This window comes from Mycolicibacterium arabiense (assembly GCF_010731815.2).
Classification (GTDB): Bacteria; Actinomycetota; Actinomycetes; order Mycobacteriales; family Mycobacteriaceae; genus Mycobacterium; species Mycobacterium arabiense.
In genome coordinates this window covers 3,979,971-4,006,379 of the sequence record NZ_AP022593.1, presented here as the reverse complement: position 1 = coordinate 4,006,379, position 26,409 = coordinate 3,979,971, and the positions used below count along the sequence as shown (strand labels likewise).

The 26,409-nt window shown below is 69.8% G+C and carries 25 protein-coding genes; 14 read left to right on the top strand and 11 right to left on the bottom strand.

What is annotated here, in order from left to right:
* Nucleotides 1-687, bottom strand: a complete 687-nt coding sequence (locus G6N61_RS20850) for a GAP family protein (RefSeq protein WP_163920503.1) — start codon at nt 685-687, stop codon at nt 1-3.
* A gap of 40 nt (nt 688-727) precedes the next feature.
* Here G6N61_RS20850 and G6N61_RS20845 point away from each other — a divergent pair, with 40 nt between their 5' ends.
* The 10 genes from G6N61_RS20845 (at nt 728) to G6N61_RS20800 (ending at nt 9,340) form a co-directional block, all read left to right on the top strand.
* A complete protein-coding gene (locus G6N61_RS20845; RefSeq protein WP_163924982.1) occupies nt 728-1,219 on the top strand; it encodes an MSMEG_6728 family protein in 492 nt (163 codons plus the stop codon).
* Between the two features lie 55 nt (nt 1,220-1,274).
* Nucleotides 1,275-2,276, top strand: coding sequence for an AAA family ATPase (locus tag G6N61_RS20840; protein WP_163920500.1), 1,002 nt, complete (start codon nt 1,275-1,277; stop codon nt 2,274-2,276).
* A 10-nt stretch (nt 2,277-2,286) separates the two neighbouring features.
* The gene (locus G6N61_RS20835) at nt 2,287-3,159 is read left to right on the top strand and encodes a DUF58 domain-containing protein (RefSeq protein WP_163920498.1); all 873 of its coding nucleotides are present in this window, start codon (nt 2,287-2,289) and stop codon (nt 3,157-3,159) included.
* Nucleotides 3,149-3,622 (top strand): hypothetical protein, encoded by a 474-nt coding sequence (locus G6N61_RS20830; RefSeq protein WP_163920497.1) that lies wholly within the window; start codon nt 3,149-3,151, stop codon nt 3,620-3,622. Before G6N61_RS20835 ends, G6N61_RS20830 begins: the two co-directional genes overlap by 11 nt.
* On the top strand, nt 3,613-4,581 hold the full coding sequence (locus G6N61_RS20825) for a hypothetical protein (RefSeq protein WP_163920496.1): 969 nt from the start codon (nt 3,613-3,615) through the stop codon (nt 4,579-4,581). The genes G6N61_RS20830 and G6N61_RS20825 overlap by 10 nt, the downstream gene beginning before the upstream one ends.
* Nucleotides 4,578-5,546 (top strand): vWA domain-containing protein, encoded by a 969-nt coding sequence (locus G6N61_RS20820; protein WP_163920495.1) that lies wholly within the window; start codon nt 4,578-4,580, stop codon nt 5,544-5,546. Before G6N61_RS20825 ends, G6N61_RS20820 begins: the two co-directional genes overlap by 4 nt.
* Nucleotides 5,543-6,250 carry a hypothetical protein gene (locus G6N61_RS20815; protein WP_163920494.1) on the top strand — a complete coding sequence of 236 codons (708 nt, stop codon included), beginning with the start codon at nt 5,543-5,545 and terminating at the stop codon, nt 6,248-6,250. The genes G6N61_RS20820 and G6N61_RS20815 overlap by 4 nt, the downstream gene beginning before the upstream one ends.
* Before the next feature lie 16 nt (nt 6,251-6,266).
* The gene (locus tag G6N61_RS20810) at nt 6,267-6,920 is read left to right on the top strand and encodes an MOSC domain-containing protein (protein WP_407666276.1); all 654 of its coding nucleotides are present in this window, start codon (nt 6,267-6,269) and stop codon (nt 6,918-6,920) included.
* A gap of 232 nt (nt 6,921-7,152) precedes the next feature.
* Complete coding sequence (locus tag G6N61_RS20805) at nt 7,153-7,320, top strand: hypothetical protein (protein WP_170314484.1); 168 nt, start codon at nt 7,153-7,155, stop codon at nt 7,318-7,320.
* A gap of 97 nt (nt 7,321-7,417) precedes the next feature.
* Nucleotides 7,418-9,340 (top strand): potassium transporter Kup, encoded by a 1,923-nt coding sequence (locus G6N61_RS20800; RefSeq protein WP_235887224.1) that lies wholly within the window; start codon nt 7,418-7,420, stop codon nt 9,338-9,340.
* A 2-nt stretch (nt 9,341-9,342) separates the two neighbouring features.
* Here G6N61_RS20800 and hrpA read toward each other — a convergent pair whose 3' ends face one another.
* Nucleotides 9,343-13,272: an ATP-dependent RNA helicase HrpA gene (hrpA, locus tag G6N61_RS20795; protein ID WP_163920493.1), complete on the bottom strand. Its 3,930-nt coding sequence runs from the start codon at nt 13,270-13,272 to the stop codon at nt 9,343-9,345.
* A gap of 29 nt (nt 13,273-13,301) precedes the next feature.
* A complete protein-coding gene (locus tag G6N61_RS20790; RefSeq protein ID WP_163920492.1) occupies nt 13,302-13,718 on the bottom strand; it encodes a VOC family protein in 417 nt (138 codons plus the stop codon).
* An 80-nt stretch (nt 13,719-13,798) separates the two neighbouring features.
* On the opposite strand from G6N61_RS20790, the gene G6N61_RS20785 reads away from it, so the two are divergent.
* A complete protein-coding gene (locus G6N61_RS20785) occupies nt 13,799-14,842 on the top strand; it encodes a hypothetical protein (RefSeq protein WP_235887223.1) in 1,044 nt (347 codons plus the stop codon).
* Between the two features lie 4 nt (nt 14,843-14,846).
* Here G6N61_RS20785 and G6N61_RS20780 read toward each other — a convergent pair whose 3' ends face one another.
* Nucleotides 14,847-15,251, bottom strand: a complete 405-nt coding sequence (locus G6N61_RS20780; protein ID WP_163920489.1) for a hypothetical protein — start codon at nt 15,249-15,251, stop codon at nt 14,847-14,849.
* 257 nt (nt 15,252-15,508) lie between these two features.
* Nucleotides 15,509-15,685: a hypothetical protein gene (locus G6N61_RS20775; RefSeq protein WP_170314483.1), complete on the bottom strand. Its 177-nt coding sequence runs from the start codon at nt 15,683-15,685 to the stop codon at nt 15,509-15,511.
* A gap of 216 nt (nt 15,686-15,901) precedes the next feature.
* On the opposite strand from G6N61_RS20775, the gene G6N61_RS20770 reads away from it, so the two are divergent.
* Together G6N61_RS20770 and katG are read left to right on the top strand one after the other, a co-directional pair.
* Nucleotides 15,902-16,333, top strand: a complete 432-nt coding sequence (locus G6N61_RS20770) for a Fur family transcriptional regulator (protein WP_163920487.1) — start codon at nt 15,902-15,904, stop codon at nt 16,331-16,333.
* Between the two features lie 50 nt (nt 16,334-16,383).
* Complete coding sequence (gene katG, locus G6N61_RS20765) at nt 16,384-18,639, top strand: catalase/peroxidase HPI (RefSeq protein WP_163920485.1); 2,256 nt, start codon at nt 16,384-16,386, stop codon at nt 18,637-18,639.
* 62 nt (nt 18,640-18,701) lie between these two features.
* Here the strand turns inward: katG and G6N61_RS20760 are convergent, their stop codons facing one another.
* Nucleotides 18,702-20,294: a phytoene desaturase family protein gene (locus G6N61_RS20760; protein ID WP_163920483.1), complete on the bottom strand. Its 1,593-nt coding sequence runs from the start codon at nt 20,292-20,294 to the stop codon at nt 18,702-18,704.
* Between the two features lie 6 nt (nt 20,295-20,300).
* Nucleotides 20,301-20,789, bottom strand: coding sequence for an SRPBCC family protein (locus G6N61_RS20755; RefSeq protein ID WP_163920481.1), 489 nt, complete (start codon nt 20,787-20,789; stop codon nt 20,301-20,303).
* A gap of 183 nt (nt 20,790-20,972) precedes the next feature.
* On the opposite strand from G6N61_RS20755, the gene G6N61_RS20750 reads away from it, so the two are divergent.
* Nucleotides 20,973-22,433 carry a protein adenylyltransferase SelO gene (locus tag G6N61_RS20750; RefSeq protein ID WP_163920479.1) on the top strand — a complete coding sequence of 487 codons (1,461 nt, stop codon included), beginning with the start codon at nt 20,973-20,975 and terminating at the stop codon, nt 22,431-22,433.
* A 5-nt stretch (nt 22,434-22,438) separates the two neighbouring features.
* Here G6N61_RS20750 and G6N61_RS20745 read toward each other — a convergent pair whose 3' ends face one another.
* The 4 genes from G6N61_RS20745 to G6N61_RS20730 all read right to left on the bottom strand — a co-directional run bounded on the left by G6N61_RS20745 (nt 22,439) and on the right by G6N61_RS20730 (nt 26,393).
* A complete protein-coding gene (locus tag G6N61_RS20745) occupies nt 22,439-23,653 on the bottom strand; it encodes a DUF7373 family lipoprotein (RefSeq protein WP_163920477.1) in 1,215 nt (404 codons plus the stop codon).
* 45 nt (nt 23,654-23,698) lie between these two features.
* Nucleotides 23,699-24,934, bottom strand: coding sequence for a L,D-transpeptidase (locus G6N61_RS20740; RefSeq protein ID WP_163924979.1), 1,236 nt, complete (start codon nt 24,932-24,934; stop codon nt 23,699-23,701).
* 151 nt (nt 24,935-25,085) lie between these two features.
* Nucleotides 25,086-25,718, bottom strand: coding sequence for a DUF305 domain-containing protein (locus G6N61_RS20735; RefSeq protein ID WP_235887221.1), 633 nt, complete (start codon nt 25,716-25,718; stop codon nt 25,086-25,088).
* Between the two features lie 3 nt (nt 25,719-25,721).
* The gene (locus tag G6N61_RS20730; RefSeq protein ID WP_235887220.1) at nt 25,722-26,393 is read right to left on the bottom strand and encodes a thioredoxin-like domain-containing protein; all 672 of its coding nucleotides are present in this window, start codon (nt 26,391-26,393) and stop codon (nt 25,722-25,724) included.
* Between the last annotated feature and the right edge of the window lie 16 nt (nt 26,394-26,409).

Below are 26,409 nucleotides of genomic sequence, written 5' to 3'. Positions count from 1 at the left end.
CTAGAACAGCGCCCGGTAGTTCAGCAGCGCACCCACCACGAGGACCACCCCGACGACGAGGAACAGGCCACGGATGACGGGCGGGCCGTACCGGGTGATCGCCCGGACGAGGTGTCGCTGGACCCGTCGGGCCCGCATGGTCCGCACCGTCGACAGGCACAGGACGAACACCGAGAACGACAATGCGATGGCGCAGTAGCCGAGCACCAGCACCGGCCACGCGAACGGCATCGGGTCGTGCGCCGAGATCAGCGCCAGCGCGCTCAGGTACGGCACCGACGTGGCGGACTGACCGAACCCCACCGCCAGCCCCACGATCGCGAACAGCCAGGGATTGCGCCGTGCGGCCTGAACCACCCGGTCCGGTGGCGCCACACCGCGGGCCTGCCCGGATGCGGCAGCGAGGGCGATGAGCACCAGCCCGACGGCCAGCTGGCCCCAGTACCGGACCGTGGGCGTCACCTCGAAGCCAACGCGGTCGGTCAGCAGGTTCAGGCCCACCACGGTGAGCACGCCGAACACCGTGGTCGCCGTCAGCACGCCGACGATGAAGCTCACCCCCGCGGGCAGCGGTGACCTGCGGCTGAGGCGGCTGTCGTACACCACCGCGGTCGTCACGCCCAGGTTGAGGACGTTGAGCGAGTCGAGGAACGCGAACCCGACCAGCGGAAGGAGGAGAGCCAACATGACAGTGGAGAACCTACCGTCGATCGGGTATCCGACCCGGATGCAGACGTTCCTCCCGTACCCGGACTTCAGCGAATCGGCCGCCCACCTCGATCGCAAGCGGCTCGGCAAACAGCGCGCCGAGACCGTGCAGGTCCTGCGGGGGCTCGTGGTGCCGGGCTACGGCTGGCGTCGCCACCCTGCCGCGGCGATGTGGGCGGGCTACGAGGAGGCGCTGGTCCGCTACGGGCTGGTGACCAGCGAGGCGTGGGTGCGGCTCGGCCACGCGGACACCACGGCGGCGACGCTGCTGGCCGACCTGCACGCCGCCACGGGCATCGACGAGGTCCGTGACCAGCGCAGACTGGCCGAATCGGGCGACCTGCCGCCGTGGCTCGGCAACGCCGACTTCCACCTCAGCCACCAGTCCGCGCTGGTGCGCAAGGACCCGGAGTTCTACCGCCCGCTGTTCGGTGACGTAGCCGACGATCTGCCGTACGTGTGGCCGGAATCCGACCGTGAACGGCGGGTTCCGCTGGACGCGCGGGCATGAAACTAGCCTGGTCGGGTAAACACGGGCGTCGGGCAAGCCACCTTCGGAAGGATTCATGACCGCAGCACGCACACAGCTCGAGCGAACCGACCTGGACGCGGCGTTGCGCACGGTGGATGCCGTCGCCGCCGCGTTCTCCGCGAAGGTGGTGGGCCAACTCCACCTGCGTGAGTCGATGCTCGTCGCCTTATTGGCGGGCGGTCACCTGCTGATCGAGAGCGTGCCCGGCCTGGCCAAGACCACCGCCGCACGCGTGGTCGCCGAGTCCATCCGCGGCGAGTTCCGGCGCATCCAGTGCACGCCCGACCTGCTGCCGAGCGACATCGTCGGCACCCAGATCTACGAGGCGGCCAACAACGCCTTCGTCACCCAACTCGGCCCGGTGCACGCGAACGTCGTGCTGCTCGACGAGATCAACCGCTCGAGCGCCAAGACCCAGAGCGCGATGCTCGAGGCGATGGAGGAACGCCAGACCACGATCGCGGGCGTCGAGTACCCGCTGCCCGACCCGTTCCTCGTCATGGCCACGCAGAACCCGGTCGACCAGGAGGGCACCTATCCGCTGTCCGAGGCACAGACCGACCGCTTCATGCTCAAGGAACTGGTCCGCTACCCGTCTGCCGACGAGGAGGTCGAGGTGATCTCCCGGATGGACGCCGGGCTCTACGAACGCGCCCACCGTACCCCGCCCGCGGTCGAACTCGACGCCATCCGGCACGCGCAGCGCGTCGCGGGGTCGGTGCACATGGACCGCGCCCTCATCCAGTACGCCAGCCGGCTCGTCGAGGTGACTCGCGTACCCGAGGAGTTCCTGCCCGGCGAGATGGCCCGCCTCATCGAGTACGGCGCCAGCCCCCGCGCGACGATCGCCTTCTGCCGCAGCGCCCGCGCGCTGGCGCTGCTGCGCGGCCGCGGTCACGTCATGCCCGAGGACATCGCCGCGCTGGCCCACCGCGTGCTGCGGCACCGGCTGATCCTGGGCTTCGAGGCCGTGAGCCAACGCATCACGCCGGACCTCGTCGTCGACGCGGTGCTGCGCGCGGTGCGGGTGCCCTAGGACGCGTCTCGTGGGTAGACATCTCGACCGCGCCAAGGCGTTCTTCGGCCGCGACACCAACGGGCTGCTCGAGGGCGGCCGCTATTCGCTGTTGCATTCGCGCAGCCTCGAATTCGACGACCTCCGGCCCTACGTTCCGGGCGACGACGTCCGCGACATCGACTGGAAGGCGACCGCCCGCTCCGGCGACGTCCTGATCAAGCGCTTCGTCTCAGAGAAGCACCACAAGATCCTCGTGGTCGCCGACGCGGGACGGAACATGCTGGGGCTCAGTCCGTCCGGTGAGCGCAAGGCCGACGTCGCCGCCAACGTGATTGGCGCGCTGGGGCTGATCACGTTGCGCCGCTCCGATCAGATCGGGATGGTCTTCGGCGACTCGAGGGGCTGCGTCGACATTCGCTTGCGCCGCGGCGAAACGCATCTCGAGTACATGCTGACCCGGTACCTCGACCACGTGCGCGACCACCCGGGTCGCAGCGACGTGCTGACCCAGTTGCGTTGGGTGTGCGAGCACTACCGGCACCGTCACCTCGTCGTCGTGGTGTCCGACGAACCCGACACCGGTGAGCGCCTCGACGCCATGCTGTCCCGGCTCACCCCCCGCCACGACGTGATGTGGGCGATGACGGCCGACCACCCCATCGTGAGTTCGACCGACGACGACATCGGCGGCTACGACGTCGACGGCGGCGCCCACGTGCTGAGCGGTGTGGATCTCGGCTTCGACGTCGTCGCCGCCTACGAGGAGGCCGAAGAGGCTCGCCGCGAAGCGCTTTGGGAGGCAATGACCACGCGCGCCGTGCCCTACGCCGTGTTCGAGGGCAGTCGCGGCATCCGATCCGGCCTCGTCGGCATGACCGGGGTGTTCGCCCGTGCCGGATGACCTGCTGCGCTTCGTCATCGGTCCTGCGCCGATGTCGTCGACGTGGGTGTGGCTGGCGGTGCTGCTGACGCTCCTGGTGATCGGTTGGTACGTCGCGGTGTTTCTGACGACGATGCCGCCGGAGCGCAACGCCGGACCGCGCCTGGTCGCGTCCGCACGCGCCGCCCTGGTCAGGCGCAGGTTCGCGCGCGAGGCCCGCCGGATCGACGAACGCAGACGCAGCGGTGAGCTGCCCGACGCCGCGGCAGGCGCCGAGCTGAGCCGTACCCTGCGCGAGTTCCTGCACGAATTCACGGGCGTGCGAGCGCAGTACATGCAGGTCGAGGAGGTCGCCAAGGGCAGCCTCGCGCCAGCCGCGCCAATTCTGGCACGGCTCAACGACGTTGCGTTCAACGAACGATCCGCCGAGGACGTCGGCGAACTCAGCGGCGCCACCGAGGAGTTGATCCTGACGTGGAGTTGACCTGGTGGCTGGTCGTGATCGTGGCGTGCGTTGCGCTCGCCGCGGGCATCGTCGTCGCGTTGGCGATGCCCGGCGACGACGGTCGCCGACTGCGCCCGCTGGCCAACGTGGATCGGCTGACCCGGCTGCCCGCGTACGTGCGGGCGGTGCGGCGCCGGATGATCGCGACGATCGCCGTCCTGGTACTGCTGGTCCTCGCGTGCGGCGCCTCGGTGCTCGCGGCAGCGCGTCCGACGGGGCTGCCGACCGCCGCGCACGACGCCGACACCGGCCAGCCCGAGGACGTGATGGTCTGCGCCGGTGCACCGGTCGACGACCCCCAGCTCGCCGCGGCGATGCGCTTCTTCGCCGGGCACGTCCCGACCTTCGACACCCAGCGCATCGGGCTCACGTCCCCGAATCGACGGGTGATCCCGATGACCCGCGACCACCAGTACGCTGCGGCCCGCTTCGGCGAGTACGCGGGATCCGATGCCGCCCGTCGCGGGGACTTCTCCCCCGCGGTGTCCTACGCCAACTACGCCGAGAGCACCGAGGACGTCCTCGCCCTGTGCCTCACCGGCTTTCCCGACTTCGATGAGGCCGGGGCACAACGCCGTTCGCTGATCTACGTCGGGCCGAGCACACTGCGGGCACCCGGTGAGACGCGGCCGTCAGTGGTGGGGGCCGAGCAGTTGCGCGAGCTGGCCACGACCGCCGGGGTGCAGGTGAACGCCGTCGTCACCGGTCCGAGCAACGCCACCCTCGACGACCTCGCCCGCACCACCGGGGGAAAGTCCGAATCGTCCAGCGGCGACGTCGCGGTGCGGCTCGCCGAGATCCGCGACGCCCCGCCACCCCCGACACCGGGGCAGACGGTGCGGGTGTCGACACCCGAGTCTCCCGACGTCCCGCTCGCCGTCGCGGTGCTGGCACTGGCGGCGCTGTCACTGGTGCCCCTGGCGGTGAAGTCCCGATGAGCTTCTATCCCGTGCTGCCGCCCATCCTGCTGGCGATCGTGGCCGCCGTCGCGGTGGTCGCCAGGATCGCGTCGCTGCGGCAACTGCTCTCGGCCCGCCGCCGAACGCGGACGCAGGTGTGGCGCTGGGCGGGGGTGACGGCTGCGGTCGTGCTGCTGCTGATCGCCGCGGCCCGACCGGTATTCGGCGACGACCTGCAGACCACGCCCGCCGGTGCGGCCGACGGCCAGCCCAACGTCTTCCTAGTAGTGGACCGCTCCCCTGAGATGGGCGTCGGCGACCTCCCGGATGGGCGGACGCGGATGGACGCCGCCCGGGAGGACATCGCCGCGGTGGTCGACCGCTACCCGGACGCCCGGTTCGCCGTCATCGCCTTCGCCTCCGGCCCCTCACTGGAATGGCCGTTGTCCCAGGACACCTGGAGTCTGCGGTCCGTGCTCGCGGCCATGGAGCCGTACGGGGACGCCGACGTCGCGCTCACCAACGTCGCGGCCGCGGGAAACGTGTTGCGCTATCAGCTGATCGGAGCGCGCCAGCAGTTCCCGCGCGCCAACAACCTGGTGTTCTACGTCGGCTCGGGCGCCAGCGCCTCCGAGGCTCCGCAGCGTCGCTTCGACGTGGCCGAGGGTTCGGTCGACGGCGGCGCGGTGCTGGGCTACGGCACCACGCGCGGTGCACCGCTGCCCGGGCGTCCTGCAGTGCGCTCGACCCTCGACGAACCGCGGTTGCGCGCGGTCGCCGAGCAGCTGGGCGTGCCGTTCGTGCAGCGCGACGGCACGGGCGATACCGCCGCGATGTTCGGTGATGCCGGTGAGCCACCGCAGGAGTCGGGTGTCACCGCGTCGGCCCGGCCCACCGAGACGTATTGGGCGCCTGCGATGCTCGCCGCCGCGCTGCTGCTGCTCGAGTTGTCGCTGACGCTGCGCGACCTGCAGCGGTCCAGGACAAGGGCGGTGGTCACGTGACCCGGCCGGCCCACCTGAATCGACGCCGACGTCTGCTGCTGTGGTCGGCGCCGGTCGTACTGATCGTGGTCCTGGTGATCGCCAAGCTCGTGTCCACGGTGATCGCGGGCAACGCGGCGGCCGACGACTTCGCCCGCGGCGACACCGAGGCGTTGCGCGGTGACGTCTCGACCATGGAGGTCTTCGACGTCGTCGACCCCGGCGCCACGTCGTTCGGGGCGGGGGCGCTCGCCACGCTCGAGGGCCGGTTCGACGAAGCCGAGCGACGCTTCGCCGAGGCAGGCGGCGAATGCCCCGCCCTGGTGAACCTGGCCCTGGTGCGTGAAGCGTGGGGCGATGCGTTCGTCGGCGCGGGTGACGGTCCCGCCGCACTGGTCCGCTATCGGGCCGCGCTGGGCACCGTGACCGGTGCGCCCGCAGGGTGCTTCGCGGGCAACGACGACGCCAATCCCGAACGCCGCACGGTCCGCGAGCAGGCGGCCGACCGGCTCGCCAACAAGATCGCGATCCTGGAGCGGCCGCTGGCTCCCCCGCCGCTGGCCGCGGCTCCCCCACCGCCTCCGCCCGCGGGCGCGCCGCCGCCGGGAGCGGGCACGTCGCCCGACCAGACCGAGGACGAGCGGCTGGTGCTCGGCCCCGGGGCGCCGCTGGACCGGCTGCGGCAGCTGCTGGAGGACGGCGCGGCGGTGCGCGGCGCGCCCTGAAGCTAGCCTCGACGTCGTGGCCATGGTGTTGACGGTGAACAGTGCACACGTGGGTCCCGGCGTCCGCGCCGCGACGACGGGAATCGACAAGCGGCCGGTCGACGGACCGGTCGAGGTGCGTCCCCCCGGCGCGATGCGGGGCGGACTCGGTAGCGGTCTCGTCGGCGACTCGATCGGCAACTCGAAGTTCCACGGCGGCGACGATCAGGCGGTCTACGCGTACGCCCGCGAGGACCTCGACGTCTGGCAGAGCCAGATCGACCGCGAGATCACCAACGGCATGTTCGGCGAGAACGTCACCACCTCGGGTGTGGACGTCACCAACGCCGTCATCGGCGAGCGCTGGCGCGTGGGCTCGGGCGGACTGCTGCTGCAGGTGACCCGCCCCCGCACGCCGTGCAAGACGTTCGCGGTTCGCATGGGGATCCGCGGCTGGATAAAGACGTTCACCAACGGCGGCACGCCCGGCGCCTACCTACGGGTGCTCGAGCCAGGGCCCGTTGCGGCCGGTGACGAGATCGAGGTGTTCGACCGGCCCGAGCACGGCGTGACGATCGCGACGGTCTACCGGGCGATGATGCTAGAGCCCGACCTGATGCCCAGCATCCTGGCCGCCGACGAGCTGCCGGAGCCGCTGAAGCGCCAGGCCCGCAGGCGCGCTGCGTCTTAGGACCCCGCCGAGTGTGGGGCTTCCGAATGCATCGCCCGAGTGGCCGCGTCGACAACCCACACACTCGACAGCCCCATGTGGCCTACCGCACAACTGGAATCAAACGACGTAACACAGCGGTTACAACAGGCAGACCGGCTCGACGTCTCGCGCCGGTCGACACAGCGTTCGATCCGCGACACCAGCGCCACGGTTCGTACAACTCAATAGATCGAAAGAAGTGACACACGCAATGAAGAAGTTCGGATTCGCCTCGATCGTCGCCAGCGGTATGGCCGCAGCGGTCCTCGGACTCGCAGCGCCAGCTCAGGCCGGCATCGACCACCACACGTGGCTCGACGAGATCCAGCCGACGGCCACCGTGCCCTACACGGACACCACGGTGCACCAGAGCCGCTGACCCACGCACGATCCTCGAGGGGCACCCGCCACGCGCGGGTGCCCCTCTTGCGTGTCCGGACAGTCGACGCACAGGCGGTCGGGCTTACGATCGCGCCGTGCCCGCGAATCCCGCACCGCCCTCGCACGCGCCACGCCTGTCGACGGGCGTCGTGGTCGGCGCGCTGGGCATCGTGTTTGGCGACATCGGCACCAGCCCGATCTACACGATCGCGACGGTGTTCGATCCCGACGATCCCCACCCGGTTCCCGTCGCCCGCGATCACGTCTACGGCATCGTGTCGCTGATCTTTTGGTCGGTCATGGTGATCGTCACCCTCACCTACGTCACCCTGGTCATGCGGGCGGACAACCACGGCGAGGGCGGCATCATGGCGCTCATCACGCTGCTGCGTCAGCGGGCGCACGGCCGCGGCCGCCGCACGTCGCTGATGCTCGCGGGTCTCGGGATCTTCGGCGCCGCACTGTTCTTCGGCGACAGCATGATCACCCCCGCGATCTCCGTACTGTCCGCGGTCGAGGGCCTCAAGATCGTCGAGCCCAAACTCGCGCCGTGGATCGTGCCCATCACGGCCGTCATCATCGTGTTGCTCTTCTCGGTCCAGCGCCGCGGCACCGCCGCCGTCGGCCGCTTCTTCGGCCCGGTGATGATCGTGTGGTTCCTCGCGATCGGCGCGTGCGGCATCGGCGGCATCGTCCGCGAGCCCGAGATCCTGGCCGCCCTGTCCCCCACGTACGCATTGGGATTCATGGCCGGCCACTTCCACATCGGCTTCTTCGCCCTGGCAGCGGTCGTGCTGGCCGTGACCGGCGCCGAGGCGCTGTACGCCGACATGGGCCACTTCGGCCGCAAGGCCATCACCATCGGGTGGCTGGGTCTCGCGCTACCCGCCCTGACGCTGAGCTACCTCGGCCAGGGCGCACTGCTGCTCGGCGACGAGAGCAAGGTCGAAGCGCCGTTCTTCCTCCTGACACCGGACTGGGCGCTGGTGCCGATGGTCGTACTGGCAACCCTCGCAACGGTGATCGCCTCCCAGGCCGTCATCACCGGGGCGTTCTCGGTGGCCTCGCAGGCGGCTCAGCTCGGCTACCTGCCGCGGCTGCGGATCGCGCACACCTCGGCCTCGACCATCGGGCAGATCTACGTCCCGTTCATCAACGGCGTCCTGCTGATCGGCGTGCTGATCCTGGTGTTCGCGTTTCGGTCGTCGGACGCCCTGGCCTACGCGTTCGGCATGGCGGTGACGGGAACCATCACGATCACGACGACGCTGTTCCTGTACTACGCGCGGACCCGCTGGCACTGGCCGCTGTGGGCGGTGCTCGGCGGCGGCGGCCTGCTACTGGCCGTCGACCTGATGTTCTTCGCCGCCAACCTGACCAAGCTCGTGCACGGCGCGTGGCTGCCCCTGCTGATCGCCATCTCCGCGTTCACCGTGATGACCACATGGCAGCGGGGACGGGCCATCGTCACCCGCAAGCGCGCCGACGTCGAGGGACCGCTGCGGCCTTTCGTCGGCGGGTTGCTCCACCGCGACCCGCCGCTGGTGCGCGTGCCCGGCACCGCCATCTTCCTCAACCGCGGCGACGAGACCGCGCCGCTGTCGATGCGGGCCAACGTGGAGCACAACCACGTCCTGCACCGGCACGTCGTCATCCTCTCGATGGAGGTCGAACCCGTTCCGCGCGTACCGGATTCAGAACGCGTGACGGTCGAGGACCTCGAACTCGTCGGTGACGGCATCATCTTCGTCCGGGCCCGTTACGGTTACCTCGACCGCCCCGACGTCCCCGCGGCGCTGCGCCTCCTCGACCCCGACGAGACCGAGGGCCCCATCGACTTGGACGAGGCCTCGTACTTCCTGTCCAAGCTGGAGTTGGTGGTGTGCTCGGAGCCGACGATGCCGCCCTGGCGCACCAGGCTGTTCGTCGCGACGTCGTACATCACCGCAGACGCGGCCGCGCACTTCCACCTCCCCGTCGACCGGACCGTCATCATCGGCGCCCGCCTCGAGGTGTGACGTCAGCCCAGCACCGCGTCGATCGCGCGGTAGATGCGCTGCTCGCTGACCGGGCGCGGGGTTCCGAGCTGCTGCGCCCACAGGCTCACCCGGAATTCCTCGATCTGGCGGGCGATGTCGCTCACGTCGGATGCCGCCGCGCGGGCCGGTGACAGCGCCGCGACGAGTTGGTCGTAGGCGTGTTGCACGGCGTGCACGCGGGCCATCCGCTCGACGTCGGCATTGACGCCGTGCGGCAGGCGTTCCAGCCGTCGCCCGATCGCGGTGAGGTACCGGGTGAGGTCGGCCAGATGCGCGATCCCCGTCGCCGTCACGAACCCGGCCGGGAGCAGCCGCGCCAGCTGCGCGCGGACGTCGGCGATCGACGCGGCCTGCGCGGGCACCGGCCGTTCGGGCAGGGCGAGGCGGACGTCGTGCGCCGCACCGAGCACCTTCGCCACCCGGCCGATGACGTCGATGGTGCTGAGCGCCAGTGTCTTCGAGACCTTGGTCCGCAACGCGGCGAATTCTGCCTTCGTCCATACGGGTGTGGTGATCAGGGTGTCGGTGACGGCGTCGGCGCAGTCGTCGATGAGCGCGGAGAGTGAGCCGTCGGGATTGTCGGCGACGACCAGTCGCGTGCGCAGGTCGAGTGCCCGCTCCACCGCCTTCACCGGTGACGCGACGTCGAGGCGCACCAGCCGCCGCACGCCCGGTGCCATCCTCGCCCGCTGCTCGACCTCGGAGGCGAAAACCGTCAGGTCCACGGCCTTGCCCACGTCGACGAACGCGGGGTAGCCCCGCACGGTGTTGCGCCCGCCGGTGCTGTCGATCACCCGCGGCACCTCGTCGAGGTCGTCGGGCCAGCCGCGCAACCCCTTTCGCGCCAGACCGCCTGCGACGACGTCGGCCACCGCGCGCTGCATCGGTGCGTCGAGCCGTTCCTTGAGCCCGTCGAGATCCTTGCCGCGAGCCACCTCCGAGCCGTCGGATCCCTCGACCGCGAACGTCACGCGCAGGTGGGCAGGTACCTTCTCCACGTCGAAGGCGTCGATCGGCACCAGAACACCGGTGCGCCTGCGCAACTCCTGCTGCAGCGCGTCGAGCAGCGGCTGGTCGCCAGGATCGAGCGTCGACAGCAGAGCCCTGGCCGTGTCGGGGACCGGAACGAAGTTGCGCCGCAGTTCCTTCGGCAGAGACTTGAGCAGCGCGGCGATCAGCTCCTCACGCAATGCCGGCACGTGCCAGGCGAACTCGTCGCCGCCGAGGCGGGCGAGCACCTCGACGGGAACGTGCACCGTGATGCCGTCGTCCTCGGCGCCGGGTTCGAACTTGTAGGTGATCGGCAGCGACAGGTCGCCCGCCTCCCACCGGTCGGGCTGGTCGAGCGCATCGTCGCCGCGCAACAGGTCGGCGCGGGTGAACGTCAGCAGGTCCGGCGTCCGGTGCCGCTGCTTCTTCCACCAGGCGTCGAAGTGCCTCGCCGACACCACGTCCGGCGGGATTCGGGCATCGTAGAGGGCGTAGATCTCGTCATCGCCGGCCAGCAGGTCGCGGCGCCTGGCCCGCTCTTCGATCTCGGCGAGTTCCTCGAGCAGCTGGCCGTTGTCGCGGAAGAAGTGGTGACGGGTCTGCCAGTCACGTTCCACCAGTGCATGCCGGATGAACAGCTCGCGCGACAGCACGGGATCGATCTGCGCGTAGCCGATCCGGCGCCTCGCCACCAGCGGCAAGCCGAAGAGCGTGACGCGCTCGAAGGCCATCACCGCCCCGCGGTTCGCATCCCAGTGCGGCTCGCTGTGGGTGCGCTGCACCAGGTCTCCCGCGACGCGCTCCACCAGCTCGGGTTCCACCCGGGCGGCGACCCTGCCGAACAGGCGGCTGGTCTCCACCAGATCCGCGACCACGATCCAGCGCGGCGGACGGCGCGTCAGCACCGAGCCCGGCGCGAGCACGAACCTGGTGTTGCGGGCGCCCTGGTACTCGCGGGAGTCGCCCTCGCGCAGCCCCACGTGGGACAGCAGCCCGGCGGTCAGAGCGGCGTGCACGCTGGCCGGGTCGGCGGGCTCGTCCTGTTCGTGGATGCCGAGATCCTTGGCGATGCTGCGCAATTGACCGGTGAGGTCCTGCCATTCTCGGATGCGCAGGTAGTGCAGGAACTCCTCACGGCACATCCGCCGGAACGAGCTGCCGGAGCGTTCCCTGCGCTGCTCGGACACGTACCGCCACAGGTTGAGGAACGACACGAAGTCGGAGTGCTCGTCGGCGAACCGGGCATGCTTCTGGCGGGCCGCCTCCTCCTTGTCGACGGGCCGCTCCCGCGGATCGGGAATCGACAGCGCCGCCGCGAGGATCAACACCTCGCGCACGCAGTTCTCGGTGTCGGCCTGCAGGATCATGCGTCCGATGCGCGGGTCCAGCGGTAGCCTGGCCAGCCGTCGTCCCACGTCGGTGATCGCGCCGTTGCGGTCGAAGGCGCCGAGTTCCTGCAGCAGCGTGACGCCGTCGCGGATGCTGCGCGCCTCCGGCGGGTCGAGGAACGGGAACGCCTCGACGTCGCCCAACCCGAGCGCGGCCATCTGCAGGATCACCGCGGCCAGGTTGGTGCGCAGGATCTCGGGATCGGTGTAGCGGGGCCGGGATTCGAAGTCCGCTTCCGAATACAAGCGGATGCACACGCCCGGGGCCGTGCGTCCGGAGCGGCCCGCGCGCTGCGACGCGGACGCCTGCGAGATCGGTTCGATCGGCAGCCGCTGCACCTTCGTCCTGCGGCTGTAGCGCGAGATGCGCGCCGTACCGGGATCGACGACGTAGCGCACGCCGGGCACCGTCAGCGACGTCTCGGCGACGTTGGTGGCCAACACGACTCTTCTGTTGGTGTGCGGCGCGAACACCTTCTGCTGATCGGCCGTCGGCAACCGGGCGTAGAGCGGCAGCACCTCGGTCTGGAACCGGTCGCCGCGCATCGCGTCGCGCAACGCCTCGGTGGTGTCGCGGATCTCGCGTTCGCCGGAGAGGAACACCAGCACGTCGCCGGGCGGCTCGGCCTCGAGTTCCCGCACGGCGTCGACGATCGCCTCGGTCGGGTCGCGCACCTCGGTGCGGACGATCTCGCGGTCGGGGTCATCCGGATCGTCGGCGTCGACGCCGTCGGTGACCTCGACTTCCAAGGGCCGATAGCGGATCTCGACGGGATAGGTGCGCCCGGAGACCTCGACGATGGGCGCGGGGACGCCGTGGCGGTCGGCGAAGTGCTTGGCGAAGCGTTCCGGCTCGATGGTCGCCGACGTCACGATCACCTTGAGATCGGGTCGGCGGGGAAGCAGTTCGCGCAGGTACCCCAGCAGGAAGTCGATGTTGAGGCTACGTTCGTGGGCCTCGTCGAGGATCAGCGTGTCGTACGCGAGCAGCCTGCGGTCGCGCTGCATCTCGGCCAACAGGATGCCGTCGGTCATCAGCTTGACCAGGGTGCGGTTGCTGGCCTGGTCGGTGAACCGCACGGTGTATCCGACGACGTCGCCGAGCGGGGTGCCCAGCTCGTCGGCGACGCGCTGGGCCACGGTCCTGGCGGCGAGGCGTCTGGGCTGGGTGTGACCGATCGTGCCGCGCACGCCACGGCCCAGCTCGAGGCAGATCTTCGGCAGCTGCGTGGTCTTGCCGGAGCCGGTCTCGCCGGCGACGACGATCACCTGGTTCGCGGTGATCGCGGCGGCGATGTCGTCGCGACGGTCGCTGACCGGCAGGTCCGGGTACGTGACCTGGGGGACGGCGGACTCGCGGGTGGCGACGAGCGCTTCGGCGGACGCGATCTGCTGGGTGATCCGCTGCACCTGTTCCGGCGTGACGTTGCGCATGGAGCGCAGCCGGCGCCCGAACCGGGCGGCGTCGTGGATCGTCAGGTGGTCGAGCCGCCCGCGCAGTGCTTTCAGCTCATCGCGGGACGGTTCGGACACTCAGCCAACTTTAGGCCGTCGGGGACGATTCAGTTCGCGCCGACCGTGGTGAGGCAGAACGGGTGGCCCGCGGGGTCGATCAGCACTCGCCACCGCCCGGGGTCGCGCTGGTGTCCGGCCTCACGGGCACCGAGTGCGACTGCCCGCGTCACTGCGTCGTCGAGGTCGGTCACCGAGACGTCGAGATGCATCTGCTGCAGTTGTCCGGGCTCCGGCCAGGTCGGCGCGACGTAGTCGTCGACGCGCATCATCGCCAGCGTCTGCGCGCCGTCGCCGATCGCGATGACGCTGCCGTCGGGTGCCTCCACCAGGCGGCGCATGCCCAGGAGCGCGCCGTAGAAGTCGGCGAGTCGGGCCGGATCTGGGCAGTCGATCGAGGTCGCGCCCAGGCGGCCGACCGGCGCGGAGGATTCGGCGTCGGAGGCAGTGTCAGCGGGGTCGGTCACGTCCACCGATTCTGCCCGCCGCGGTGATTTCCGCTTACATGGGAGTCGTGAAGAAACGACATCGAAGCATTCGCCTTACGGTGTCGTCGATCCTCGCGGCCGTCGCCTGCCTGGTGGCGGCCTGCGGTACCACGACGGCACCACCTCCTGAGCCCACCGGCCCGCTGCTCGCCTATCGCGCGGCCTCCGAGATAGGTCTGGTCGACGGAACGACGGTGGTCGCCACGGCGCCGGGCAGCTTCGCGCCGTCGAGCGACCCGCTGGCGACCGAGGACGGCAGGTTCGTCTTCGCGCGTTCCTCCGACGGCGGCGTCACGGTCCTCGACGTGGCGGCCAGGACGTCGAGAGCCGTTGCGATGCCCATTGATTCAGCTATCGGTACCGGTGGCGGCAGCACGATCGTGTGGTGGGAGCAGCCGAACCGGCTGATGCAGCTCGACCTCGCCGATCCCACCGGACAGCCTGCGCTGCGCCAGGAGATCGACCTGCCGCGTCGGGCCGGGGCGTCCGACGCCGCGCTGCTGACCGCCCGCAACGGCACGGTCGTCGTCGCACGCACCGAGTCGGAGCCATCGCCCTTCGGAGGTCCCGACACCCTCTACGCCGTGCACGGCGACGCCGAGCCGACGTCGCTGGGCACGGCCGACGCGAACACCCCGGTCGCCTCGGCCGTGCTCAGTCCCGACGGCAGCCGCCTGGCCTATGCGCTGTACCGCCGGACCAGCAATTCGTGCGGTACGGCCGCGGTGGTGGTGTCCGACGCCGACGGCTCCCAGGAGACCTACGACGTGGCGGCGCCGAACTTCGTCACCGGCTCTCAGGTGCTGGACATGTGGTGGCCCGACGGCAAGCCGATGTCGCTGAGCCTCGCGACGTGGCAGTGCGAGACGGAGAGCTACTACTCACCGCTGACGTGGCAGCTCGGCGACGGCGGACTCGTCGAAGGCCAGCCGCGGACCGTCGCGCTGGAGGTGGCCGAGGTCGTGCCGGGTCAGCGCGCGCTGATCGTGCCGAAGGTCGGGGTCGCTCCGGAGCCGTCGGGGACGGTGGTGATCGAGGACAGTGGCCGGCGCTTTCCGCTCGGCCCGCCCGCGGTCGACGCGATCGCGGTGGTCGGGCCCTAACGGGTCAGGCGGCGCCGAGCCTGCGGGCCGTGCCGCGGCTGCGGTGAGCCAGGACTGCCACGGCCACGATCACCTCGACGACGGCGATCACCGTCGCGACCGCCAAGGCCGCGGGCAATGCGGGAGCGGGGCCCGAGGTCACGTCGCCGTGCCGGTGCGACGCGGTGGGCATGTGCAGCGCGATCATCGCGACGTTCATGGTGGCGACCAGCACCCAGGCGCGTGAGGTGCCGCGGGTCCAGAGGTCGTGCGCGCAGAACAGGCACGCCGCGATCATCCCGGTCATCACGATTGCCATGGCCGGGTTGCTCGCGTGCCCGAGCGAGAGCGCGTGCAGCACGGCGGAACTGGCGGCGAGCAGCGCGCACGCTCGCCTGCCCGAACTCCGACGCGCGTCCTGCCAGTTCATGGGTGACCTCCGTGCACGTGATTGTCGTCGATCGGACGACCATCGGCAGGGCGAGCGTGCTGCCCCGTCGATGTAGACCACTCACGGGTGCGGAAGTCATCACGAGTTCCCCCAGCACCGCGAGATTGCACCCACCGCGCAGAAGTGCGAGTAGCAACCACGCTGGCGTCAATCTCGCGGCCAGATCGCGACCGCCCCACCCACACACACTAAGAAGGGGCACCCGATCATTCGGGTGCCCCTTCGAAGTGGTTCTACTAGCGGCCGTTGCCCACGGTCGAGGTGGCGCTGCCGACGTTGGCCGACTGCTGGATGTCCTGCACCCAGTCGTGGTGCACGATGTCGGCCGATGCGGGGGCGGCGAGCCCGAACAGTGCGGCGGCGAAGCTGGTGGCGACGAATCCTGCGACGGTGGCGAAAGCTGACTTCTTCATGATGATCCCTCTTCCTTGACTGCTGTGACCTTCTGCTGGCCCCGGGGGAGGTTTCTCCGGCCGGTCTGACACGTAGAACTCGCAGGTCAGGCAGTTAATTCCGCTGGCAGTAATTGATCGACGGATGGCAGGATCGACCCGTGACGCCCGGACGTCACCCAACCTTTTTCAAGCGTTTTCTTGAAATGTTCCAATAAACGCGGGAGACTCGATCCGATGAGCGACGATCCGGACTACCGGCTGCTGCTGCGGGGCGCCAAGCTCCGCATCACCCAGCCACGCCTCTCCGTGATGAGCGCAGTCAGCGACAACCCGCACGCCGAGACCGAGACCATCATTCGTGCCGCGCGGGAGTTGACGCCCGACGTGTCGCACCAGACCGTCTACGACGCGCTCAACGCCCTCACCGCTGCAGGACTCATCCGCCGCATCCAGCCCAACGGGTCCCTGGCCCGCTACGAGACCCGCGTCGGCGACAACCACCATCACGTGGTCTGCCGCTCGTGTGGCGTCATCGCCGACGTGGATTGCGCCGTCGGCGACGCGCCCTGCCTCACCGCTTCGGATGATCAAGGCTTCGTCATCGACGAGGCCGAGGTCATCTACTGGGGCCTGTGCCCCGATTGCATTGAAGTGCGCAGTACCTAGGTCACAGCCCGTGATCGCAGCCCCACCGAAGAATGAAGAAAGGGAAGTACGTGTCGTCAGATACCTCCGATGCCCGCCCACCCCACTCCGACGCCAACACTGCGAGCCACAGTGAGTCCGAGAACCCGGTAATCGACTCCCCGAAGCCGACGTCGCACGCCCCGCGGACGAACCAGGACTGGTGGCCCGAGCAGGTCGACGTCTCGGTGTTGCACAAGCAGCCCGCGAAGGGCAACCCGCTGGGCGAGGACTTCGACTACGCCGAGGAGTTCAAGAAGCTCGACGTCGACGCGCTGAAGGCAGACGTCCTCCAGGTCATCACGACCTCGCAGGACTGGTGGCCCGCCGACTACGGCAGCTACGCAGGCCTGTTCATCCGCATGAGCTGGCACGCCGCGGGCACCTACCGCATCTTCGACGGCCGTGGTGGCGGCGGTCAGGGCGCGCAGCGCTTCGCCCCGCTCAACAGCTGGCCCGACAACGCCAACCTGGACAAGGCGCGCCGCCTGCTGTGGCCCGTCAAGCAGAAGTACGGCAACAAGATCTCGTGGGCCGACCTGATCGTGTTCGCGGGCAACGTCGCGCTCGAGTCCGCGGACTTCGAGACCTTCGGCTTCGCGTTCGGCCGCGAGGACATCTTCCAGCCCGAGGAGATCCTCTTCGGGCAGGAGGACACCTGGCTGGGCACAGACTCTCGCTACGGCGGCACCAACGACGGCGATCGGCAGCTCGCCGAGCCGTTCGGCGCCACCACCATGGGTTTGATCTACGTCAATCCCGAAGGCCCCGAGGGCAAGCCGGATCCGCTGGCCGCCGCCCACGACATCCGCGAGACCTTCGGCCGCATGGCCATGAACGACGAGGAGACCGCCGCGCTGATCGTCGGCGGGCACACGCTGGGCAAGACCCACGGCGCCGGTGACGGCGACCTGGTCGGCCCGGAGCCCGAGGGCGCCCCGATCGAGCAGCAGGGTCTGGGCTGGAAGTGCGCGTTCGCCTCCGGCAAGGCCGGCGACACGATCACCAGTGGCCTCGAGGTCGTGTGGACCGACAAGCCGACCAAGTGGAGCAACCGCTACCTGGAGATCCTGTACGGCAACGAGTGGGAGCTGACCAAGAGCCCCGCCGGCGCTTGGCAGTTCGAGGCGAAGGACGCCGAGGCGATCATCCCGGATCCGTTCGACCCGACCAAGAAGCGCAAGCCCACGATGCTGGTCACCGACGTCTCGATGCGCGTCGATCCGATCTACGGCAAGATCACCCGCCGCTGGCTCGACCATCCGGAGGAGATGAACGAGGCCTTCGCGAAGGCTTGGTACAAGCTGCTCCACCGCGACATGGGCCCGATCAGCCGTTACCTCGGCCCGTGGGTTGCCGAGCCGCAGCTGTGGCAGGACCCGGTGCCCGCGGTCGACCACCCGCTGGTCGACGAGTCGGACATCGCCTCGCTGAAGAGCAAGGTGCTCGATTCCGGCCTGTCGGTTCAGCAGTTGGTCAAGACGGCGTGGGCGTCGGCCTCGAGCTTCCGCGGCACCGACAAGCGCGGTGGTGCCAACGGCGCACGCATCCGGCTCGAGCCGCAGCGCAGCTGGGAGGCCAACGAGCCCGCCGAGCTGGCCAAGGTGCTGCCCACCCTGGGACAGATCCAGCAGGACTTCAACGCGTCGGCCTCCGGCGGCAAGAAGATCTCGCTGGCCGACCTGATCGTGCTGGCCGGTTCCGCGGCGGTCGAGAAGGCCGCCAAGGACGCGGGTTACGAGATCAACGTGCACTTCGCGCCGGGTCGCACCGACGCGTCGCAGGAGCAGACCGACGTCGAGTCGTTCAAGGTCCTCGAGACGCGCGCCGACGGGTTCCGCAACTACGTCCGCCCGGGCGAGAAGACCCCGTTGGAGAAGCAGCTCGTCGAGAAGGCGTACTTCCTGGACCTCACGGCTCCGGAGATGACCGCCCTCGTCGGTGGCCTGCGTGCGCTGAACGCGAATCACGGTGGCTCCAAGCACGGTGTCTTCACCCAGACGCCGGGCGTGCTGACGAACGACTTCTTCGTCAACCTGCTCGACATGAGCACGGAGTGGAAGCCGTCGGTGAACTCGGAGAACGTCTACGAGGGCCGCGACCGCGCCACTGGCGAGCTGAAGTGGACCGCCACGGCCAACGACCTGGTGTTCGGCTCGAACTCGGTGCTGCGCGCACTGGTCGAGGTCTACGCGCAGGACGACTGCAAGGGCAAGTTCGTCGAGGACTTCGTCGCTGCATGGGTCAAGGTCATGAACAACGACAGGTTCGACCTCGAGAAGTTCTGATCTGAGTAACGAAGACACCCGCGTGCCGACCGGCGCGCGGGTGTCCTTCGTATGAGGGGGTTTCAGCCGCCGGTCAGCAGGCGCTGCGCGGCGCGGGTGAGTCGGCGCCTCGGCCAGCCGAACGCACCGTCGGACGCCAGCGCGGCCCGGGCGGCGTTGCGCCCGCACACGCCGTGCACGCCGCCGCCGGGGGTGGCGCCCGCGCTGCCGAGGAACACGTTCTCCACGTGCGTCTCGGCCCGGCCGAGCCCAGGAGCGGGCCGGAAGATCAACTGTTGGAACAACTGTGACGTTCCGCCGTTGACGGCGCCGGTGTGCAGGTTCGCGTCGCTGGCCTCCAGGTCCGAGGGCCGCTGCACCAGCTTGCCGACGATGGTGTCGCCGAACCCTGGGGCATGCTGCTCGAGCACGTCGTCCACCCGGGCGCCGAGTTCGTCGGCGGATGCGTCGTCCGCCAGCCCGCGCGGCAGATGCGTGTAGGCCCAGGCACTCTCGGTGCCCGCGGGTGACCGCGTCGGGTCGGCCGTCGTCATCTGACCGAACAGCATGAACGGCAGCTGGGGCAGGGTCCGTGTGTTCAGGTCCGCCATCCAGCGGATCAGCCCGTCGTGGTCGGCGCCGAGGTGCACGGTACCGGCCCCGGCGAGGCTCTTCGAACGCCACGGAATCGGTTCGCGCAGTGCGTAGTTGATCTTCAGCACCGGGGTGTCCCAGACGAAGCGGTCGAGACCGTCGGCGAACGCCCGCGGCAGTGTCTCGGCGGGCAGGAGCTTCTGGTAGAGCTGCGGCGCGGAGGTGTCGGCGACGACGGCCTTGCGGCAGCGCACCGTGCGGCCGTCGGCGGTCCGAACGGCGACTGCGCGGCCGCCACTGACCTCGATCGCCTCGACCGGCCGGCCACATTCGACGCGCGCGCCTGCCGCCTCGGCGCGTCGCACCATCGCCGCGGTGAGTTCTCCCGCACCGCCCACCGGAACGGGGAAGCCGCCGTCCTGCGCCATCATGATCAGCAGGTAGCCCATCACGCCGCTACCGGGGGCGTCGATCGGTACGTCGGCGTGCATGGCGTTGCCCAGCAACAACAGTCGAGCCGCGTCGCCGTCGAACAGGTGCTGCGCCATCACGCCCGCAGGCATCAGCAGTTGGTGCACCAGCCGCAGCGCGTCGGCGGTGCCGAGCTTGCGCAGCAGACCGGTGGCGCCGCGCACCGGGGGAAACGGCGCGAACAGGGCCGCCAGGAGCGGGTCCTTGATGCGTTGATACTGCTCGAAGAGGGCGCACCAGCGTTGGCCGTCGCCGGGCTGATTGCGGTCGAGAAGTGCTGCGGTGGCGTCGATGTCGCGGTAGATGACGGGCGCGTCCTCGTCGGCGGCGTCGCGGGCGTGCCCCACGACGGCCGGTGAGTGCGACCACGTCAGTCCGTGGTCTTCGAGGTTGAGGTCCCGCAGTGCGGGCGAGGCGACCGACAGCGGGTAGAACGCGCTGTAGAGGTCGGTGACGTAGCCGGGCACGACCTCCTTGCTCTTGATCGCGCCGCCGGGTTCCTCCTGCGCTTCGAGCACGGTGACGTCCCAGCCCGCTTCGGCGAGCAGGGTCGCGGCCACCAGCCCGTTGTGTCCCGCGCCGATGACGACGGCGTCGACGGTTTCGCTCACGCCGCGTCACTCGTCATCGGGCAGGTCCTTCGGGAGCTTGCGTTCGGCGAGAACCGCTAGCCGCAAGGTGCATTCGCGGTTGCGTGGGAACGCCGCGGCCAGCGCCGCGCGCTTGGGGAGCCAGTTCAGGGGTGGCGTGACCGGGACCTCGGCCATCTCGATGCGGCACCCGCCGCCCTCGACGTCGGCGAGCGTCAAGGTGATGCGGGCCTTGCCGAACGGCCTGCCGTTGGCGATCATCACCAGCTTCTCACCGGGGATGCATTCCACGCTGACCGTGCTGTCGTCGAGCAGGACGGGCCACACGCCGACGGAGTGCCGGATGGTGCTGCCCGGCTGGGGCCACTCGGGATCTACCGCCCGCATGCGACTGTTGCCGACCACCCATTGCGAGTAGGTCCAGCCGTCGGCGATCACGTCCCATACCCGGTCGCGGCTAGCGGTCGTGGTGCGCTTGACCGTGAGGCTGCTCTCCAGTTCCTCGGGTTGCGCCATCAATGCATTCCTTTCCTGGTCACCGGCCCTCTAGCTACCCGAAGGACTGATCATCAAACACCGGTACCGGCCAGTACCGGCGCTCCGGCCTCGGTGTGGGACGCACGTCAGCGGGTACCGGAAGGACATGCAGAAGATCGGCACGGCCGTCGCCGCGGCGGCCCCTTCAGTAGCGTCGATGACATGAGTACGCCCGCATCGACGTTCGTCCTGGACGACCTGTTCGCGCGCGACCTGCCCGAGATGTCGGTCCCGTGGCAGGCGGCCAATGCGCCCGCTGCGCGACTCGTGGTCCTCAACGAATCGCTGGCCGGAGACCTCGGTCTCGACCCCGAGTGGCTGCGTAGTCCCGACGGCGTCGGGTTCCTCATCGGTACGTCCGTTCCCGACGGCGCGCGCCCGGTTGCGCAGGCCTACGCCGGGCATCAGTTCGGCGGTCTGGTGCCGCGCCTCGGTGATGGCCGCGCACTCCTGCTCGGCGAGATCGTCACCGACGACGGCCGCCGTCGCGACGTCCACCTGAAGGGCTCGGGGGCAACGCCGTTCTCCCGCGGCGGGGACGGACTCGCCGCCGTCGGACCGATGCTGCGCGAGTACGTGATCAGCGAGGCCATGCACGGGCTCGGCATCCCCACCACCCGCTCATTGGCGGTCACGGCGACCGGTCAGCAGGTGTTCCGCGAGACGCCGTTGCCGGGTGCGGTGCTGACCAGGGTCGCGAGCAGCCACCTGCGGGTCGGCAGTTTCGTCTACGCCGCGCTCACCCGCGACGTCGGGTTGCTTCGCAGGCTGGCCGACCACGCCATCGCCCGCCACCACCCCGAGGCCGCGAACGCCGAGCGGCCATACCTCGCGCTGTTCGAGTCGGTGGCCGCCGTGCAGGCCGAACTGATCGCGCGCTGGATGCTGGTCGGGTTCGTGCACGGCGTGATGAACACCGACAACATGACGATCTCCGGCGAGACCATCGACTACGGCCCGTGCGCGTTCATGGATGCGTTCGATCCGGTGACGGTGTTCAGCTCCATCGACCACGCCGGGCGCTACGCCTACGGCAACCAACCCGCCATCGCCGCATGGAATCTCGCGCGGTTCGCCGAGACGCTGCTCTCGCTGATCGACGACGATCAGGACAGGGCCATCGAGTTGGCCACCGAGGCGCTCGGCGGATTCGGCCCCCGCTACGAGGCGGCCTGGACCACGGGCATGCGGGCGAAGCTGGGCCTGCCGACCGACGTCGACGAGGCCGCGGCCGGCCCGCTGGTGACCGATCTGCTCGAGCTGCTCGCAGGCAGTCACGTCGACTACACGTCGTTCTTCCGGTCCCTCGGTGCGGCAGCGCGCGGTGACGCCGAGCCGGCGCGCGGGGTGTTCATCGACCTGGCCGGCTTCGACGCGTGGCTGGGCCGCTGGCGGGCACTGTCACCCGACGCCGACGCCATGGACCGGGTCAACCCGATCTACGTCCCGCGCAACCACCTGGTCGAGGAAGCGCTGACCGCCGCTACGAACGGTGACGTGGAACCGTTCACGCGGCTGGTCGACGTCGTCACCTCCCCGTACGAGGAGCGCGAGGGCCTGCAGCGCTACGCCGAGCCAGCGCCGGAGGACTTCGGCAACTACCGGACGTTCTGCGGCACCTGACCGCCTCAGCCGTGCGCGGTGAGCATCACGTACTGGGCCGCCACCCGCTGGTGTGCGTCGGGTAGTTCCTTGGCCTGCACCTCGATGGCGTACCTGCCCGCGGGGGCAACGCAGTAGAACCCGGCGGGAAACTTCAGGCAGCGGCTGTCGGGAAGTGCGGGCACCGGGTCGGCGGCTTCGACGCCATTGGTCGACACCTCGACGCCGAACGCGTCGGCCACGCTGGCCGCGGCCGCTTCGTCCTTGGCCTGGTACACGTTCGCGTCCGCCATCGCGACGGCGTCGACGCCGTTGTCGGTGAACAGCTTCTTCGAACCCACCGGGTTGCTCTGGAAGTGCAGGGCGCCGCGCAGCGAGTACACCGCGTTCTTCGTCGTCGGCGTATCCGGCCCACCGGGCACGGTGCGCGCGAGCAGGCCGGTGGGGTCGAGCGGGACGTCGGCCATCGCGTCGATCGCCCCGGGAGTGAACTCGTCGATCGCCGGGCGCTGCTGGTCGATGGCCGAGGCAACGGCCTCCGCCGCGGCCTCCACGCCGTCGACCGACTGCGCCACCTGCATCAGCACGTACGTGCCGTGCGGGGTGAACGACCGGATGGCGGCCCACGTCTTGCCCGAGCCGTGCGGGGTGAAGGGGTAGGTGGTGGCGAGCGCGTCGGGGTGGTCCGGGATCTCCGTCGGCGTCGGGGCCTTGCCCTGGATCTGCTGCTGCGTTCCGGCACCGTTCATGTCGGCGCTGGCCGCCTTCGCCGCCTCGGCGTCGGGGAAGCGCATCACGGCGTTGACGAGCACCAGCTTGTCCGGTGCCTGCCGCGCGGAGGCGAACCCGTTGACCATGCCGCGCTGGTCGGCTGCGGCCGCGATCTGCGGCGGCCCGAGCTGTTCGAGGGCCTTGCCGCTGTTCAGCAGGAAGGTGCCCCCGAGGTACGGCTCGATGACGGCCTCGTCGACGTCCCACGGCCCGACGACGTAGTCCGCCATGTGCTGGGCGTCGACGACCACACCGGTGGCCGGTAGACCCGCGTTGCCCAGCGGCGGTCGCGGAGCCGTCGGGTACTTCCCGGCGTCCAGCTGATCCGGGCTGACGACCGAGGGCTTCGGCGCTGCGCTGCTGCTCTCGGCGGCGGCACTGCCGTCGGCGTTTTGCGGGCCACCACCACACCCGGCCAACAGCAGCGCACTGGCCACCAGGGCCCCGAATCTCAGTCTCTGGCTAGACACGGTGCCAATCTAGCGGTCCGAGTGCGTCTTTCGCGCGAATTCGTCTCAGGCGCGTGACGCGCTGCCGCGCAGCCACTGGTCCCAGGGCACGCTCCAGTCGCCGTTCTGCCACTGTTCGAGCGGTTTGCCACCGGTATTTCGGACCTCGACGACGTCACCGGGCTGGGACAGCTCGTAGAACCACTTCGCGTTGTCCAAGCTCAGGTTCAGACAGCCGGCCGAGACGTTGCGGTTGCCCTGCGCCCACACCGTGGCCTCGCGCTCGTGCAGGTAGATACCGTCGGGGCTGATGCGCGTGGCATACGGGACGCTGATCCGGTAGCCGGCGGACGAAGAGACGGGCAGACCGTAGGTCGAGGAGTCCATCAGCACCGGATTGGCCTTGTCCATCACGGTGTAGACGCCCGGCTGGGTCCAGAAGTGAATGCTCTTCCCGCCGACGTTCGTGGTGCCGCCGCGGCCCATCGACGTGGGCATCGTCCGCGCCAGCTTGCCGTCGATGAACACGCTGACCTGCTTGGTGACGTCGTCGGCGATCGACACGTGGGAGCGGCCGATCCGGAACGACACCTGCCGGTCCTCCTGCCCGTACACGCCGTCGCCGAGGTCGATGCCGTAGACGTTGGCCTTGACCGTCACCTGGGTGCCCGACGGGAAGTACTCCCGCGGCCGCCAGTGCGCCTTGCTGTCGCTGATCCAGGTCCATGCCCCCTCCACGGGAGGCGACGTCTCGACGACGAGCCTGCGCTGAGCTGCGGCGCGGTCGCCCACCGAGGCGTCGAACTGCGCCACCACGACGGTGCCGACGCCGTAGGTGCCGCCGTTCGACAGCCGGGTTCCGGCCGTGGTGTTCAGCGAGACGTCGAGCAGCAGGTCCGGGTTGACGGTCGAGAAGTCCGACTTCTGCGTCGTCGTGGTGCCGTCGGTTCCCCTGGCGGTGACCGCCAGGGTGTAGTCGCGTCCGTAGCCGAGTGGTTCGGCAGGCCGCCAGGTGCGCCGGTCCTGCGAGAGGGTGCCCTCGACGGTGCGGCCCTGTGCGTTGGTCATGCGCACTTCGGTCAGCGTGCCCGAGGTGGCCCGCACGCCGACGCCGTCGCCGGGAGCGACGTCCTGCGCGCCGGATGCCGGTGTGATCTCGACGGCGGCCGGTTCGCGCGCGGGCAGCAACACGCCGTTCTTTGCTACCGCGACGTTCGACGCGGCGGTGTCAGAGGGGGCCGTTGCCGTCGACGATCCGCTCTGCGACGCCATCACCAGGGTGGCGAGGACGCCGATGACCATCAGCACGAGGAAGCGGTGCCGGGGGTGCGCAGTCAACGAGAATCTCCGAAGGTCGGTAGGTACGACGAGCGTACCGGCATCCCGGCCGCCCCGCAGACACGCTGGACCCGGCGAGGCCGAATCGTGATGCAGGCAGCGAAGTTTGGGCCGTTCAGCGCAACGGGAGCACTGGGGCCCCACGCTGTCGGAGCATGTCGGTCAGCAGCTCGCCCTCGGCGGACTGGGTGGCCGACATCCGTCGGGCCAGGTCGCGCACGTACCCCGTCTCGGCGTGTTCGGCGCCCACGGCGAGCATCTCGGCGCCGCCCTGGTGGTGGCGCAGCATCAGCTGCAGGAAGAGCACGTCGCGATCGGCGGGCGTGGCGGTGCGCAGGCGGGCGAGTTCCGTTGCGTCGGCCATCCCCGGCATCGCGGCCACCGGCCCGTGCGACCCGTGCCCGCCGCCCATCCACGCCATGTGGCCGCCGGTCGGCAGCAGCGGCTCACCCCACGCGGTCAGCCAACCCTGCATGCGGCCCACCTGGTTCTGCTGCGTGGTGAGGATGTCGAACGCCAGGTTCTTCACGCCCGCGTCGGCGCCGCCGGTCAACTCGGTGGTCGCCATGTCGACGGCCTGTTCGTGGTGGACGGACATGTCCTGCAGGAACCCGACGTCGATCAGGCCTGCGGCGGGCGGGGCGGGGTCATCGCGCACGGAGTAACCGAAACCGAAACCCGCGAGGATCAGCAGCAGCGCGACGAAGGCAAGCCACCGGATCCACCGAAATTCGCCCCAGGGGCTCACCGGCTAGTCCATGACCGCGGGCGCGGCGTCCGGTCCCGGCGGAGTGGGGTCGAACGGCGGCGGGTTGTTCACGTCGAAGAACGGCGACGCGCAGCTGGCCCCGGGCTCCGGGTAGGCGCTCTCGTTGAGCCGCAGCGCCTCGATGAATTGGACGAGTCGCGGGTCGCTCGGATCGTCGAACTTGAGCTGGTGCCCCCAGGACTGGATCGAGATGGGGGTCTCGAGGCCCGGGTAGGGCGACATCAGCGTGTACGGCTGGCCCTCGACCATCGCCGAGAGCACGTCGATCTGGTCGGCGGTCGCCACGTCGGGGTCGTACGTGATCCACACCGCGCCGTGTTCGAGTGAGTGCACGGCGTTCTCGGATCGGATGGCGGTCGGGTAGACGACTCCCGTGCACGTCGCCCAGATCTGGTCGTGCGTGCCGCCGAACGGTGGTGACTGGTCGTACGCCACGCGCTTCGGGGCGTCGACGTGGTCGGCCGGGGGGTACTCGATCCGGACGACGCCCGGGATGTGCGCCGCAGGATCGGCCGTCGCCTCGCCGGATCGGTCGTTCGACGGCCCCAGGGTCACCCAGAGCACGACGCCGATGACCGCGACGACCACGACCGCGATGATCGTGCCCCAGGGCATGCCCGCGAACATCCGCGACGCGGGTCGGTCCTCTGCCATGCGCCCACTGTATCGA